Raw genomic sequence first — 13,229 nt, 5'->3', positions numbered from 1 at the left:
CCTAGCGAAGTCGGCTGGTCAGAGCGCCGGAAACGCGCGCCGAGAATCGCGACGGCAGGCGTTTTCTGTCCTGCAGCACGAAACCCTTGTAAGCCGGATCGCCAAAAAGCTGTTCCATGGCGTGGCTCATATCAATGTTTTGGCTTTTCGGCAATTGGCTCGTCCAATGGCTCAGCCTTCGCAGAACCTGGGTTCCTCGCCCCACGAAGTGGGGAGAGGTGGCCCGGCGAAGCCGGGACGGAGAGGGGCCTTTCGCGCCTCTGGGAGTTCGTTGTCTCAAGGTCTCCTGATAGGCTCGTATCATGGCCTGTCTCGCGCCCTGTCCCCCACCGGCTGTGGCTTCGCGGATGCCGTCCCCCTCTCCGTCCCGGCTTCGCCGGGCCACCTCTCCCCCGCTACGCGGGGGCGAGGAACCCAAGTCCTGCAAACCGCCTCTCAAACCACCTCGAACACAAATGTCTTCACCAGCGCCTCGGGCTCGGCGATCGCATAGCAGCGGAACCACGGGCTCTCCTCGACCGGCCGCCATTTTTTCGCCTGCTCCAGTTCGTCGAACGTCGCCTGAAACCCGCCGCTCGCAAAAACCTGGTCGCGAACGGTGAAGATGGCGTGGCCGCCCTTCCCAGTGATGCGCACCAGTTCATGCAGGCCGGAGGCCGGTGCATGGCTGATGGTAAACACGCCGGTCGAGAAGAAGCCGCGAAAGTACCCGTCCGGCCAGGGCAGCGGGCCGCCGAGCATCGCCTGTTTCAGCTCGCTGTAAGCCTGCCGGCTGCCGGCGATTTTTAGCATTTCAGCCGACAGGTCGAGCCCGGCGATGTCCGGATAGCCCAGCGCCTTGAGCGACGGTCCCGACAGGCCGGTGCCGCAGCCGGCGTCGAGCAGCGGCCCCTCTCCTGACGGCACATGGCGCGCCACCCACGCTGCGATCAGGAACGGCAGGAGGTAGCCGAGCGACGCCGTTTCGCTGTCATAGGTCGCAGCCCATGCGGCGTAGGCTTGCGCAAGCGCTTCCGGCGTGTCGGCCGTATAGACCGCATCCAGCGCCGCATTGGCTTTGTCGATGACCACTGATTTCTCCGGACACAGGCATATCTGCCGCAATGGTAGCGCCGTCCTCGCCTGCCGGCTATTGCTCATGCTGGTGGCGCAGCCGTTTCTCCAGCCCCCGCAGGGCCAGCGACAGGCCGACCGTCAGGATGAGATAGATATAGGCGACGATCGAATAGGTCTCGAAGAAGCGGAACGAGCCGGCGGCGTAGATCTTGCCCATCTGGGTGATGTCGGCGACGCCGAGCACCGAGACCAGCGAGGAATCCTTGACCATGGCGACGAAATCATTGCCGAGCGGCGGCAGGATGGTGCGGATCGCCTGCGGAAACACAATCAGCCGAAAACGCTGCGTGCGCGTCAGCCCCAGCGCCTTCGCCGCCTCGATCTGGCCCTTCTCGACCGCCTGGATGCCGGCGCGAAAAACCTCCGAGATGAAGGCCGAGTAGCCGATGGTCAGCGCCATGATGGCGCGCCATAGCAACGATACGTCGCGTATCATTAGCTCGCCGAGCAGGCCGGCGCTTTGAAGCGGCGCCGTCAGCGCGTTCCAACCCGCGACGAAGGCCGGCGCGCCGGCGAAGGCGATCCAGAACAACAGCACCAGCATCGGCACGCCGCGGATGATCTCGACATAGAAGCGAGCGATCTGGCGCAGCCAGCGCGACTCCGACAGGCCCATCAGCGCAATGCCGAGCCCGATCGCCGAGGCCAGCGCGAAGGCCACCACCGTGACGAACACGGTGATGCCGATGCCCTTGGCCACGGTCGCGAAAACCTGGGCATAAAGGTCGCTTGCCGCGATGAAGATAGCCGCTGCCAGGGCGAGCGCCGCGGCCATGGCAAGCCACCACGGGAAGTCGGTTTTGGCGGTGGAGGCGAGGGGCGTTGCCATCAGGCGATGCTGACAAGGCGGCGCGCCAAGGCACCCCCCTCTGGCCTGCCGGCCATCTCCCCCTCAAGGGGGGAGATCGGCAGCTTTGACCTCGGCGCCCATTCTGCAAGGTTGAAAATTAGCGAAAGCTGATGCGACATCCAATCTCCCCCCGTGAGGGGGAGATGCCCGGCAGGGCAGAGGGGGGTCTCGTAGAGCAAAGTCGGTGAGCGTTCTAGCGCGCCATCGTCATGCAAGACGAACTACTGCCCCATCTTGTAATCAAGGAACCATTTCTTGTTGAGCGCGTCGAGTGTGCCGTCGGCCCTCAGCGCGGCGATCGCCGCATTGACCGGCTTCACCAGATCCGAGCCCTTCGGAAAAATAAAGCCGAAATCCTCGGTGCCGAGTGGTCCGCCGATCAGCTTCAGCCCGCCATTGGACGCCTCGACATAGCCCTTGCCGGCAGTGCCGTCGGTCAAAACGACATCGACGTCACCGGTCTTCAACGCCTGCACCGTGGCGCCGAACGTCTCGAACAGTTTTATGCGCGGGTTCTGCTCATTGCCGTCGAGGACGCTGTAGACGGCGGTGTAGAACGGCGTGGTGCCGGCTTGCGCGCCGATCAGCCCGTCCTTGAAAGCGGCGAGCGTCTTGGCATCGGTGAAGCGCTTCTCGTCGCCGCGCACCAGCATGAACTGCTCCGAGCGCATATAGGGGTCGGAGAAATCGACCTTCTGCTTGCGATCGTCCTTGATGGTGATGCCGGTCATGCCGATCTGGTACTGGTTGTCGGAAACTGCCTGGATCATCGCGTCCCAGGAGGTGTTCTGGTACTCGACCTGGAAATTCAGCCGCTTGGCGATCTCGTTCATCGCGTCATATTCCCAGCCGATCTGCTTGCCGGTCTTGGCGTCGATGAACTGCAGCGGCGGATAGGCATTTTCCGTCACCACCACCACCTTCTTGCCGCCGAGATCGGGCAGCGCCTGCGCCAGGGCGGCGACGGGCGCAAAAATCAGAGCCAACAGGCCGGCCAACAGCAGTTTCGATTTGATCATGGCACACCCCGAGAATTTGAACCGGCCTCGACATTGTCGAGGCTTGCTGGAAATCCGGCGCCGACTTTAGCTTTCCGCAGGCGCCTTGCAAGCCGGCCTGATGCGGCTTCGCGCGAAAATGGACTCCATGCCTTCAAGGTATTACGGAAACGATCCGTTTCGATTACGAACCGACGCGGACCGGCAAGATCGAAACCCGTTCCGCGATGCAAGAAAGGCGGCCGAAGCCGCCTTTTCCGAAATATGGTTGTTGAAGGCGCCTTATTCGGCGGCAGCGGCTTCCTCGGCCTTGGCGGCCTCGTCGGCGGCCTTCTTCTCGGCGGCGTCCTGCGCCGCCTTCTCAGCGGCCAGCGCCTGGGCGGCGGCCACCTTCTCGGCCTCGATGCGGGCCTTTTCGGCGTTCAGCGCATCGCGCTCTTCATCGTTCAGCTTGCGGGCGCGCACGCCGGTGTTTTCCGAAATGCGGGCCGACTTGCCGCGGCGATCGCGCAGGTAGTAGAGCTTGGCGCGGCGCACCTTGCCGCGGCGCACGATCTCGACGCCCTCGACCATCGGCGAATAGACCGGGAACACGCGCTCTACGCCTTCGCCGTAGGAAATCTTGCGAACGGTGAAGTTCTCCTGGAAACCGGCGCCGGCGCGGGCGATGACGACGCCCTCATAAGCCTGGACACGGGTGCGGGTGCCTTCGGTCACGCGGACCTGGACGCGCACGGTGTCGCCGGGCTGGAATTCGGGAAGCTTGCGCTTAGCTTCGATCTTGGCGGCCTGTTCGGCCTCGAGCTGACGGAGGATATCCATCTCAAAAATCCACTTCTTGTTCTTCCGACAGTCAGAGCGTCCGGCACTCGCCTTGCAGTTGCATTGACCGCTCGGCTATGCCCTTTGTTCGAGAACATTCGGGTTCGAGAACATCGGGCAGGGGCGACTACACCGTCATTGTTGACGGGTCCGGCAGATTGTTCTTGCCAGCACGGCGCGCACATACAGCTATTTCGACGCTTTGTCACGCCTTCGCCATTTCTTTTTTGGCGCCGTGTCGTTTTTGGACGTTGGCCGACATTGCAATCTTTCAGCGGCAATCTTTCTGGGCAGGGGGTTGCGTCGAAGGGCCAAGCTTTTTAAGCCGGGTAAAACGTGACTTTCCTCCGGCGGCAACACCTCCATGCCAGTTCTCGATGCGGCCCTGCTCTTTTTCGCGGGCTTTCTCTCAGGTGCCGTCAACGCCATAGCCGGCGGCGGGACGTTCATAACTTTTGGCGCCATGTCGCTGGTCGGCTTGCCGCCGATCGTCGCCAACGCCACCTCATCGCTGACGCAGCTTCCCGGCTACATCACCTCGACGCTCGCCTACTGGTCCGACATCAAGCATTTCTGGCGTACCGCGTTGCTGCTCGGCCTTATCTCGGCTTTTGGCGCGCTGGCCGGTGCGCTCATCCTGCTGGCGCTCGACAATCCGTCGTTCCGCGTTCTGGTGCCCTGGCTGCTTCTGGCGGCAACCGCGCTGTTCGCCGCCGGGCCGTGGCTGAAGCCGGCGCCCAGGCCGGGGGGTGAGGCCGCGGCGGGTTCGCTGATCGGGTTTCTGGCGCAGTTCGCCACCGCCGTCTATGGCGGCTTCTTCGGCGCCGGCATGGGCGTCATGATGCTGGCGACGCTCGGCCTCACCCAGCCTGGCGACTATCACCGCCTGAACGCGCTGAAAAACCTGCTGGCCGTGGTCATCGCAGCAGTAGCCATCCTGGTCTTCGTCTCCGGCGACGTCATCGCCTGGCCGCAGGCGATCGTCATGATACCGGGCGGCGCACTGGGCGGCTATGCCGGCGTCTGGATCGCCAAGCGTGTGCCGCAAATTGCCGTTCGCGGCTTCGTCGTCGGGGTCGGCGTGTTTCTTGCCTTCTATTACTTCACCAAGGGCTGAGCGGCTAACAGGTCCGGCCGCCGCTCCTTCGTCAATCTTTCCGATTCGGCGCGTCGCCATGCGGCGATCTTCCGGTGATTGCCGGAGGTGAGAACCTCGGGGATTTGCCGGCCCTCGAATTCCTGCGGGCGCGTGTAGTGCGGATGTTCGAGCAGGCCATTTTCAAAGCTCTCTTCATCGCCCGACATCGTGTTGCCCATCACGCCGGGTAACAGCCGCACCACGGCGTCGAGCAGCACCAGCGCCGCCGGCTCGCCACCGGAGAGGATGAAGTCGCCGATCGAGATCTCCTCAAGCCCCCGCGCGTCAATCACCCGCTGGTCGACGCCTTCGAAGCGTCCGCATACGATGACGACACCCGGCCCGGCGGCCAGTTCGCGCACTCGCACCTGCGTCAGCGGTTTTCCACGCGGGCTCATCAGCAGCCGTGGCCGTGGATCGCCTGGTGGCGAGCTATGGTCGATCGCCTTGGCCAAAACGTCGGCGCGCATCACCATGCCTGCGCCGCCGCCGGCCGGCGTGTCGTCGACGGTGCGATGGCGATCGCTGGCGAAATCGCGGATCTGGATTGCTTCCAGCGACCATGTGCCTGATACCAGCGCCCTGCCGGCCAGCGACACGCCGAGCGCACCGGGAAACATCTCCGGATAGAGCGTCAGCACCGAGGCGGAAAAACTCACCGGTTGCCCCCGGCGTCCTTCGGCCCGCGCGGCCTGCCCTTGGGGTCGAAACCATCTCTGCCGAGAGCATCGCTGTCTTCGTCATCGATCAAGCCCGCCGCCGTCGGATCGATGCGGACGAAGCCGTCCTTGATCGATACGTCAGGAACGGCAGCCTGCGTGAACGGGATCAGCACGCCTTTGCGCCCCGCCAATGTCACGTCGAGAATGTCGCCGCCGCCGAAATTATGCACGGCGACGACCTTGCCGATGTCGGCACCGGTATCGTCGCGGACCGTTAGACCGACGAGATCGGCATGATAGAATTCGTCCTCTTCGCCGTCGTCCGGCAGCATCGAGCGATCGACGAACAATTCTGTGCCGGCGAGCGCCTCGGCGGCGTTGCGGTCGCTGATCCCCTTGAAGCGCACCACCACGACGTTATTGGCCGGCCTGATATCGACGATCTGGAAGGCGCGGCCGTCCCTGGCATAGAGCGGCCCGTAGTCGGCCAGCGCCAGCGGATCGCCGGTGAAGGTTTTCACGCGCAACTCGCCCTTGATGCCATGGGCGGCGCCGATCACGGCCATCTGGACGGGGTTTTGCGGTTTGGTCATCGATGGAAAAATCCTTTGCCTTGCTCTAGCTCCACGCTCTTGTCATTTCAATGACGCGGCTCTTCACCGCTTCCTAACCCGGCTGCCGGAAGATGGCCTGGAATTGGAAGAACGAAATATCGGAAGAGCGCAATGCAGGAATTCCTCGTCCTGGCCAAACCAGACCTTCTGGCAGCCCGCGAAAGCTGGCTGAAGTTGCTGGCGCGCGAGCGCCGGCTGTCGCCGGAAACCGTGGAAGCCTATGAGCGTGACACGCGCCAGTTCCTGCACTTCCTGACCGGCCATTGCGGCGGCTCGCCCGGCATTTCGGATATCGCCGATCTGCGCCCGGCCGATCTGCGCGGCTTTCTGGCTGCCCGCCGCGCCGGAGGCGCCGGCGCCCGCACGCTCGGGCGGGGGCTTGCCGGCATCCGCTCGCTGCTGCGCTTTCTGGAGCGGCGCGGCCTCGTCAATGCGGCGGGTGCTGCGGCACTGCGCGCGCCGCGGCAGCCGAAGTCGCTGCCCAAGCCGCTGACGGCCAGCGATGCGAAACACGTCGTTTCGGTGGAAGGCCAGCTGGCGGAGGAACCCTGGATCGCCGCCCGCAACGCCGCCGTGCTGACGCTGCTCTACGGCTCGGGCCTGCGCATTTCCGAGGCGCTCGGCCTGTCGGGCGCCGATCTGTCGTCGCCTGATGAAACGGTGCTTCGCGTCACCGGCAAGGGCGGCAAGACGCGGCTGGTGCCGGTGCTGCCGATCGCGCTGCGGGCGATCGCCCAGTACCGGCGGCTCTGCCCCTATCATCTCGATCCGAAGGGCCTGCTGTTTCGCGGCGCCCGCGGCGGGCCGCTCAACCCGGCCATCGTCCAGCGCGACATGGCCAAGCTGCGCTCGGCGCTCAATCTGCCGGACACCGCCACGCCGCACGCGTTGCGCCATTCCTTCGCCACACATCTGCTTGGGCGCGGCGGCGATCTGCGCACCATCCAGGAACTTTTGGGCCACGCCAGCCTGTCGACGACGCAGATATATACCGGCGTCGACACCGCGAGGCTGCTCGAAATCTATGAAGCGGCCCATCCGCGGGCATAACCGACGCATGAATTCGCAAAGTTGCAGCCAGGATATGCCCCGTGGAACGATGTCCGAGACAATTTTGCCGCGCCGGTTAACCGTTTCGCCGTTCTTTGTCTCTAAAAGCGAGCCATGAAACGCGTCATTGCCATTGCCGACCGCACTGCTTTTGCTTCGCTGAAGCTGCTCGTGGCGCTCAACGTCCTGTTTTTCCTCTCTTTCCTCATCATCGCGTTGCTCGCCGCCGGCAAGGCGCGCGCTGAGACCCCAAGGACTGACCAAGTCTGCGCCGGCGCCGACATGCTGTCGGCCTTGCAGAAGGACGACCCGGCCGCCTACCGCAAGATCGAGACGGAAGCTGCCACGACACCGAACGGCAAGGGCCTGTTGTGGAAACTGGAAAAGGCGGGCGAAAGACCGTCCTTCCTGTTCGGCACCATGCACATGACCGACCCGCGCGTGACCACGCTGCCGCCCGCCGCGCAAAAGGCCTTTGACGCCGCCGATACTGTCGTCATCGAGACCACGGAGGTGCTCGACAAGCAGAAGATGATGGCGGCGTTCCTGAAAGAGCCCGAGCTGATGATGTTCACCGACAGCACCACGCTGTCCTCGCTGCTGTCGCCGGACGATGCGGCGGCGGTGAACAAGGCGCTCGACGCGCGCGGCATTCCACCGGCGAGCGTTGCCAAGATGAAGCCGTGGATGCTGTCGACCATGGTCGCGCTCCCGGCCTGTGAACTGGCCCGCCAGGCCGGCGGCACGCCGGTGCTCGACATCAAGCTTGCAGAGGATGCCAAAGCCTCAGGCAAGGTCGTCGATGGGTTGGAGACCGTCGCCGACCAGCTTCGCGCCATGGCCTCGCTGCCGCTTGCGTTTCATATGAAGGGCCTCGTCGACACGCTGAAGCTCGGCGACAGGGTGAACGACGTCAATGAAACCATGATCGTGCTTTACCAGCGCGGCGACACCGGCATGCTCTGGCCGCTGTTTCGCGCCGTCCTTCCCGGCGACGAAGACGATTCGGCAAGCTATGCCGCCTTCGAGGAAATCATGATCACCAGCCGCAACAAGGTGATGATCGACCATGCCAGGCCGATCCTCGCCAAGGGCAACGTGTTCATGGCGGTCGGCGCTCTGCACCTCCCTGGCGCCGAGGGCCTGGTCGAGGATTTCCGCAAGGCCGGCTACACTGTCACCGCCGTCGACTAGTTGCACGGTTGAGTTGCGGGCCCGGCAAGGCGTGATTCGGGGCGACGTCTTGTTCGAGTCACCGGAGGTTTGTCTCAGCCCAGGACGGTCGAAAGGTCTGATTTGGCTCGATCACTGCGAGTTTTGCGAGTAAAGTGCTTGCAGACAAACGATTCCCGGCGAAGAATGCCCTGTTTTCGGCGTTTTCGATTCCTAGCGTGAAACCTGTTCAACGATTGCGCGTTGATGTGTGTTGATTGATACTTTTCATCCACGGAGGACACTTTTATGGCGAATCCAAACGACCCGTACACCACTCCGACCCCCCCTCCCAAGTCGGGTGGCGGCAGCACCGGCTGGCTGATTGCCCTGGTCGTCGTTATCCTGGCCATTGTCGCTTATTATATTTTTGGAACAACCGGTGAGGCGCCAGAGCCTGGTGAACCGCCGGCTGCAACCACGCCGGCCCCGGCGCCAGCGCCCGCTGAACCGACGCCTGCCCCGGCCCCGGCCCCTGCAGAGCCTGCACCGGCCCCGGCGCCTGCAGAACCAGCGCCTGCTCCGGCGCCAGCACCTGCTCCGGCACCTGCTGAGCCAGCACCTGCTCCGGCGCCCGCACCAGCCCCGCAGTGATCGGCTGCTGACTTCAAATGCCGAACGGCCCGCTGAAAAGCGGGCCGTTTTGCGTTGAGCCGTCAGATGGCTGCCGGAGTTCCTTGGCAAAGCCTACATGTGGATCGGCTTGAAGAAGGTCGCCAGCGCCGCTTCCTTCACCGCTTCCGACATCGTCGGATGGGCGTGGCAGGTGCGGGCAAGATCTTCCGACGAGCCGCCGAACTCCATCAGCACCGCCGCCTGGTGGATCATCTCGCCGGCGCCGAAGCCGACGATGTGGACGCCGAGCACGCGGTCGCTTTGCTTGTCAGCCAGGATCTTCACGAAGCCGTCGGTGTGCAGCATCGCGCGCGCCCGGCCATTGGCGCTGAACGGAAACTTGCCGGCCTTGTAGTCGATGCCGGCCGCTTTCAGCTCTTCCTCTGTCTTGCCCACCGAGGCGATTTCCGGACTGGTATAGACGACGTTCGGGATCACCCCGTAATTCACATGGCCGGCCTGGCCGGCAATGATCTCGGCCACCGCCACGCCCTCGTCCTCGGCCTTGTGGGCGAGCATCGGCCCGGCGATGACGTCGCCGATGGCGTAGATGCCGGGGACATTGGTCGTGAGATGGCCGTCGGTCTTGACCCGGCCGCGCTCGTCGACCTCGACCCCGGCCTCCTTCAGCCCGAGACTGTCCGAATAGGCCCGGCGTCCCGTCGCGATCAGCACCGCATCCGCCTCGATGGTCTCGGTCGCGCCGCCCTTGCGCGGCTCGAAGGTGACGGTGGCGCCCTTCTTGGCCTTGGCGACACCGGTCACCTTGGCGCCGAGCCTGAATTCGATGCCCTGCTTGGACAGCATGCGCTGGAACTGTTTGGCGACTTCGCCGTCCATCCCGCCGAGAATGGTGTCGAGGAACTCGACGACGGTCACCTTGGCGCCGAGCCGCGCCCATACCGAGCCGAGTTCCAGCCCGATGACGCCGCCGCCGACCACCACCAGGTGGCCCGGCACCTTTTCCAGCGACAACGCGCCGGTCGACGACATGATCACCTTCTCGTCGATGTCGACCTTGACCCCCGGAATGTCGGCGACGTCGGAGCCGGTGGCGATGACGATGTTCCTGGTCTCGATCTCCTCGACCTTGCCGTCCTCGCCGGTCACCGACACTTTTCCGGCGGACAGGACCTTGCCGGTGCCGCGAAAGCTGTCGATCTTGTTCTTCTTGAACAGGAAGGCGACGCCGTTGACGTTGGACGCCACCGTCGCGTCCTTGTGCGCCATCATCTTTTCCAGATTGAGCTTCGGCGCGCCGATCTCGACGCCCAGCGTATCGAAGGAATGACCGGCCTCGGCAAATATCTCGGAGGCATGCAGCAGCGCCTTGGACGGGATGCAGCCGATATTGAGGCAGGTGCCGCCGAAGGTCGGGTTCTTCTCGACCACCGCCGTTTTCAGGCCGAGCTGTGCCGCCTTGATGGCGCAGACATAGCCGCCTGGTCCCGATCCGATGATAACGACGTCATAAGCCATGATTTGTCCTTCTGGTCTGCACTCAGCCTTGGCTGGGATTAGCGGCCGCCGCCCACTTCCAAATTCGCGCCTGTCGTATAGGACGCCCCGTCCGACAGGAGCCAGAGAATTGCCGCGGCGACCTCTTCGGTGGTCCCCGCCCTTTGCATAGGCACGCCGTGACGCATCCTCTCGACGCGATCCGGCTGTCCGCCGGAGGCATGAATTTCGGTATCGACAATCCCTGGACTGACCGCGTTGACGCGAATGCCTTCGCCGGCCACTTCGCGCGCCAGGCCGATCGTGAAGGAATCGATCGCGCCCTTCGAGGCAGCGTAGTCGACATATTCGCCCGGCCCGCCAATTCTCGCTGCAATCGAGGAGACATTCACGATGGCGCCGCCGTTGCCGCCATGGCTGGTCGACATGCGCTTCACCGCTTCGCGGGCACAGAGCATGGAGCCAATGACGTTGATGCGCATCATGCGCTCCAACCGTGCTCCGCTCATTTCCTCGACACGCGCCCTCTGGTCGACGACGCCAGCGTTGTTGACGAGCGCATCGAGCGGCCCGAAGACATGATCGATCCTCTCGAACATCGCCTGGATCTCGGCCTCGCTGCCAACGTCGCCCTTGATGGCCAGCGCTTCGCCGCCGGCCTGTTCGATCGCCTGGACAAGCGCGGCGGCGGCGGCCTCGTTCGATGCGTAGTTGATCGCGACGCGGTATCCAGCCTTGGCGGCAAGCCTGGATGTGGCAGCGCCGATGCCGCGGCCGCCGCCGGTCACCAGCAGCACTTTTGCCGCGCTCATTCCTGACAGCCCTTCAACGAAAAAACATCCCACGGCACCTTTGAAAACCCGTTGGCGCCATAGGCGGTCGACCTCTGCAGCGACGGTCCGAGGTCGGGAAAGATCAGGGTCTTCGGCGCGTCCACGACTTCGGCCGGCAGCAGAGCGACGTTGCCCTTGTCATCCGCACTGTAGACGACCCCCTCCCAGAGCGTGCAGGCGGCGAGTTCATCGCCGGTGACGTCGCCTGTCGGGCATTTGTACATCAGCGAACCATGCGGCCGCGCCACGCCTTGCGTCCACATGACGATGCCGTCGAGCACGACATCGTTATCGAGCACCATCTTGAAGGTGTTGGTGACCACAGCCGATCCCTCGGTCGGCCTGAAATCGATCTCGGCCGCATTTTCGGCATCGCCATAGACGGCGAGTTCGAGCGGGCATGCGGCAAAGGCTGCCGATGCCGTCAACGCAACGCCGGCCGCGCACAGCGTGAAAAACACTCCGGAATGCAAACGAGAGGAGCTCATTCGGTGGCGCAGATCCATTCTCCGGCTCACCTCGACCGGGCTAGAGATCGAGCACCAGTCGCTCCGGATCCTCCAGGCTTTCCTTGACCCGCACCAGGAAGGTCACCGCTTCCTTACCGTCGACGATGCGGTGATCGTAGGAGAGCGCCAGATACATCATCGGCCGGATCACGATCTGGCCGCCGACCACCACCGGCCGCTCCTGGATCTTGTGCATGCCCAGGATGCCCGACTGCGGCGCGTTGAGGATCGGCGTCGACATCAGCGACCCGTAGACGCCGCCGTTGGAAATCGTAAACGTACCACCTTGCATATCCGCCACGGAAAGCTTGCCGTCACGCGCAGCAATGCCCAGCCGGCCGATCTCCTTCTCGATCTCGGCTATTCCCATCTGGTCGGCGTCGCGCACCACCGGCACGACGAGGCCCTTTTCGGTGCCGACGGCGACGCCGATATGGGCGTAGTTCTTGAAGATGATGTCGGTGCCGTCGATCTCGGCATTGACGGAAGGGATTTCCTTCAGCGCATGGGTGACGGCCTTGGTGAAGAAGCCCATGAAGCCCAGCTTGACGCGGTGCTTCTTCTCGAACACGTCCTTGTATTTGGTCCTGAGCGCCATCACCGCGCTCATATCCACCTCGTTGAAGGTGGTCAGCATGGCGGCGGTCGACTGCGCTTCCTTGAGGCGGCGGGCGATGGTCTGCCGCAGCTTGGTCATGCGCACCCGCTCTTCTCGCGACGCGTCGTCGGCAGAGGACGGCGCACGGGCGGCGGCCGGCGCAGGGGCCTTCGGCGTCTCGGCCGGCTGCGATGGAGCGCCCCTGGCGATCGCGTCGAGCACGTCGCCCTTAAGCACCTGGCCGCGCTTGCCGGAACCCGAGATCTGGTCGACCGCGAGATTGCTCTCGGCCAGCAGCTTCGCCGCCGCTGGCGCCGGCGGCATCGCGCGCGCCTCGATCGGCCCGGCATCGCCGGCGATCTTGGCGGTCTCGGCCGCAGCTTGCTTGACGGTGGCTGCGGCGGTCGGCGCAGAGGCCTGCGATACCGCGTCCTGCTTCGGTTCAGACGTTGGCGGCTTCGCGGGTTCGGGTGCTGCCGCCTTTGCCCCGTTGCCCGCCGAAATCATGCCGAGCAAAGCGCCGACTTCGACCGTCTCGCCTTCCTTGACGGCGATCTCGCTGAGCGTTCCTGCGGCCGCGGCCGGCACTTCGACCGTTACCTTGTCGGTTTCGAGCTCGACCAACGGCTCGTCGGTGGCGATCGCGTCGCCCACTTTCTTGAACCATTTGCCGATGGTCGCCTCGGTGACGGATTCGCCAAGAGTGGGGACGCGGATTTCGGTAGCCATTGTGCCTGTCCGTTTTTCTGTCGGT

The 13,229-nt window shown here is 64.1% G+C and carries 14 protein-coding genes; 3 read left to right on the top strand and 11 right to left on the bottom strand.

All coding sequences use genetic code 11. The features are described 5' to 3' along the window. Window positions 1-435 precede the first annotated feature (435 nt). The 4 genes from JG739_RS04080 to rplS all read right to left on the bottom strand — a co-directional run bounded on the left by JG739_RS04080 (window position 436) and on the right by rplS (window position 3,786). Window positions 436-1,071 carry a class I SAM-dependent DNA methyltransferase gene (locus tag JG739_RS04080; RefSeq protein WP_202365365.1) on the bottom strand — a complete coding sequence of 212 codons (636 nt, stop codon included), beginning with the start codon at window positions 1,069-1,071 and terminating at the stop codon, window positions 436-438. A gap of 58 nt (window positions 1,072-1,129) precedes the next feature. Then, window positions 1,130-1,945 (bottom strand): amino acid ABC transporter permease, encoded by an 816-nt coding sequence (locus JG739_RS04075; RefSeq protein ID WP_202365364.1) that lies wholly within the window; start codon window positions 1,943-1,945, stop codon window positions 1,130-1,132. A 242-nt stretch (window positions 1,946-2,187) separates the two neighbouring features. Further along, entirely contained in the window at window positions 2,188-2,985 is a 798-nt protein-coding gene (locus JG739_RS04070; RefSeq protein WP_202365363.1) for a transporter substrate-binding domain-containing protein, read from the bottom strand. 261 nt (window positions 2,986-3,246) lie between these two features. Next, window positions 3,247-3,786: a 50S ribosomal protein L19 gene (gene rplS / locus JG739_RS04065; protein ID WP_202365362.1), complete on the bottom strand. Its 540-nt coding sequence runs from the start codon at window positions 3,784-3,786 to the stop codon at window positions 3,247-3,249. 364 nt (window positions 3,787-4,150) lie between these two features. Here rplS and JG739_RS04060 point away from each other — a divergent pair, with 364 nt between their 5' ends. Then, window positions 4,151-4,903, top strand: a complete 753-nt coding sequence (locus tag JG739_RS04060) for a sulfite exporter TauE/SafE family protein (RefSeq protein WP_202365361.1) — start codon at window positions 4,151-4,153, stop codon at window positions 4,901-4,903. On the opposite strand, the gene trmD is transcribed toward JG739_RS04060, so the two are convergent. Next, window positions 4,885-5,583, bottom strand: a complete 699-nt coding sequence (trmD, locus tag JG739_RS04055; protein ID WP_202365360.1) for a tRNA (guanosine(37)-N1)-methyltransferase TrmD — start codon at window positions 5,581-5,583, stop codon at window positions 4,885-4,887. The genes JG739_RS04060 and trmD overlap by 19 nt on opposite strands. Then, on the bottom strand, window positions 5,580-6,179 hold the full coding sequence (rimM, locus tag JG739_RS04050; RefSeq protein WP_202365359.1) for a ribosome maturation factor RimM: 600 nt from the start codon (window positions 6,177-6,179) through the stop codon (window positions 5,580-5,582). The genes trmD and rimM overlap by 4 nt, the downstream gene beginning before the upstream one ends. A 132-nt stretch (window positions 6,180-6,311) precedes the next feature. On the opposite strand from rimM, the gene JG739_RS04045 reads away from it, so the two are divergent. Beyond that, the gene (locus JG739_RS04045) at window positions 6,312-7,250 is read left to right on the top strand and encodes a tyrosine recombinase XerC (RefSeq protein ID WP_202365358.1); all 939 of its coding nucleotides are present in this window, start codon (window positions 6,312-6,314) and stop codon (window positions 7,248-7,250) included. Between the two features lie 114 nt (window positions 7,251-7,364). Then, window positions 7,365-8,444 carry a TraB/GumN family protein gene (locus JG739_RS04040; protein WP_202365357.1) on the top strand — a complete coding sequence of 360 codons (1,080 nt, stop codon included), beginning with the start codon at window positions 7,365-7,367 and terminating at the stop codon, window positions 8,442-8,444. Window positions 8,445-8,802: 358 nt separating this feature from the next. Here JG739_RS04040 and JG739_RS04035 read toward each other — a convergent pair whose 3' ends face one another. The 5 genes from JG739_RS04035 to odhB form a co-directional block, all read right to left on the bottom strand. Next, the gene (locus tag JG739_RS04035; protein ID WP_202365356.1) at window positions 8,803-9,024 is read right to left on the bottom strand and encodes a hypothetical protein; all 222 of its coding nucleotides are present in this window, start codon (window positions 9,022-9,024) and stop codon (window positions 8,803-8,805) included. A gap of 125 nt (window positions 9,025-9,149) precedes the next feature. Then, the gene (gene lpdA, locus JG739_RS04030) at window positions 9,150-10,556 is read right to left on the bottom strand and encodes a dihydrolipoyl dehydrogenase (protein WP_202365355.1); all 1,407 of its coding nucleotides are present in this window, start codon (window positions 10,554-10,556) and stop codon (window positions 9,150-9,152) included. Between the two features lie 38 nt (window positions 10,557-10,594). After that, window positions 10,595-11,347 carry an SDR family oxidoreductase gene (locus tag JG739_RS04025; protein WP_202365354.1) on the bottom strand — a complete coding sequence of 251 codons (753 nt, stop codon included), beginning with the start codon at window positions 11,345-11,347 and terminating at the stop codon, window positions 10,595-10,597. Then, window positions 11,344-11,856, bottom strand: coding sequence for a hypothetical protein (locus JG739_RS04020; RefSeq protein ID WP_202365353.1), 513 nt, complete (start codon window positions 11,854-11,856; stop codon window positions 11,344-11,346). Before JG739_RS04020 ends, JG739_RS04025 begins: the two co-directional genes overlap by 4 nt. 40 nt (window positions 11,857-11,896) lie before the next feature. Continuing rightward, entirely contained in the window at window positions 11,897-13,204 is a 1,308-nt protein-coding gene (gene odhB / locus JG739_RS04015) for a 2-oxoglutarate dehydrogenase complex dihydrolipoyllysine-residue succinyltransferase (RefSeq protein WP_202365352.1), read from the bottom strand. Window positions 13,205-13,229 lie beyond the last annotated feature (25 nt).

The organism is Mesorhizobium sp. L-2-11, from assembly GCF_016756595.1.
Classification (GTDB): domain Bacteria; phylum Pseudomonadota; class Alphaproteobacteria; order Rhizobiales; family Rhizobiaceae; genus Mesorhizobium.
The sequence above is the reverse complement of the archived record's forward strand: the minus strand, read 5'-3'. Positions and strand labels throughout refer to the sequence as shown.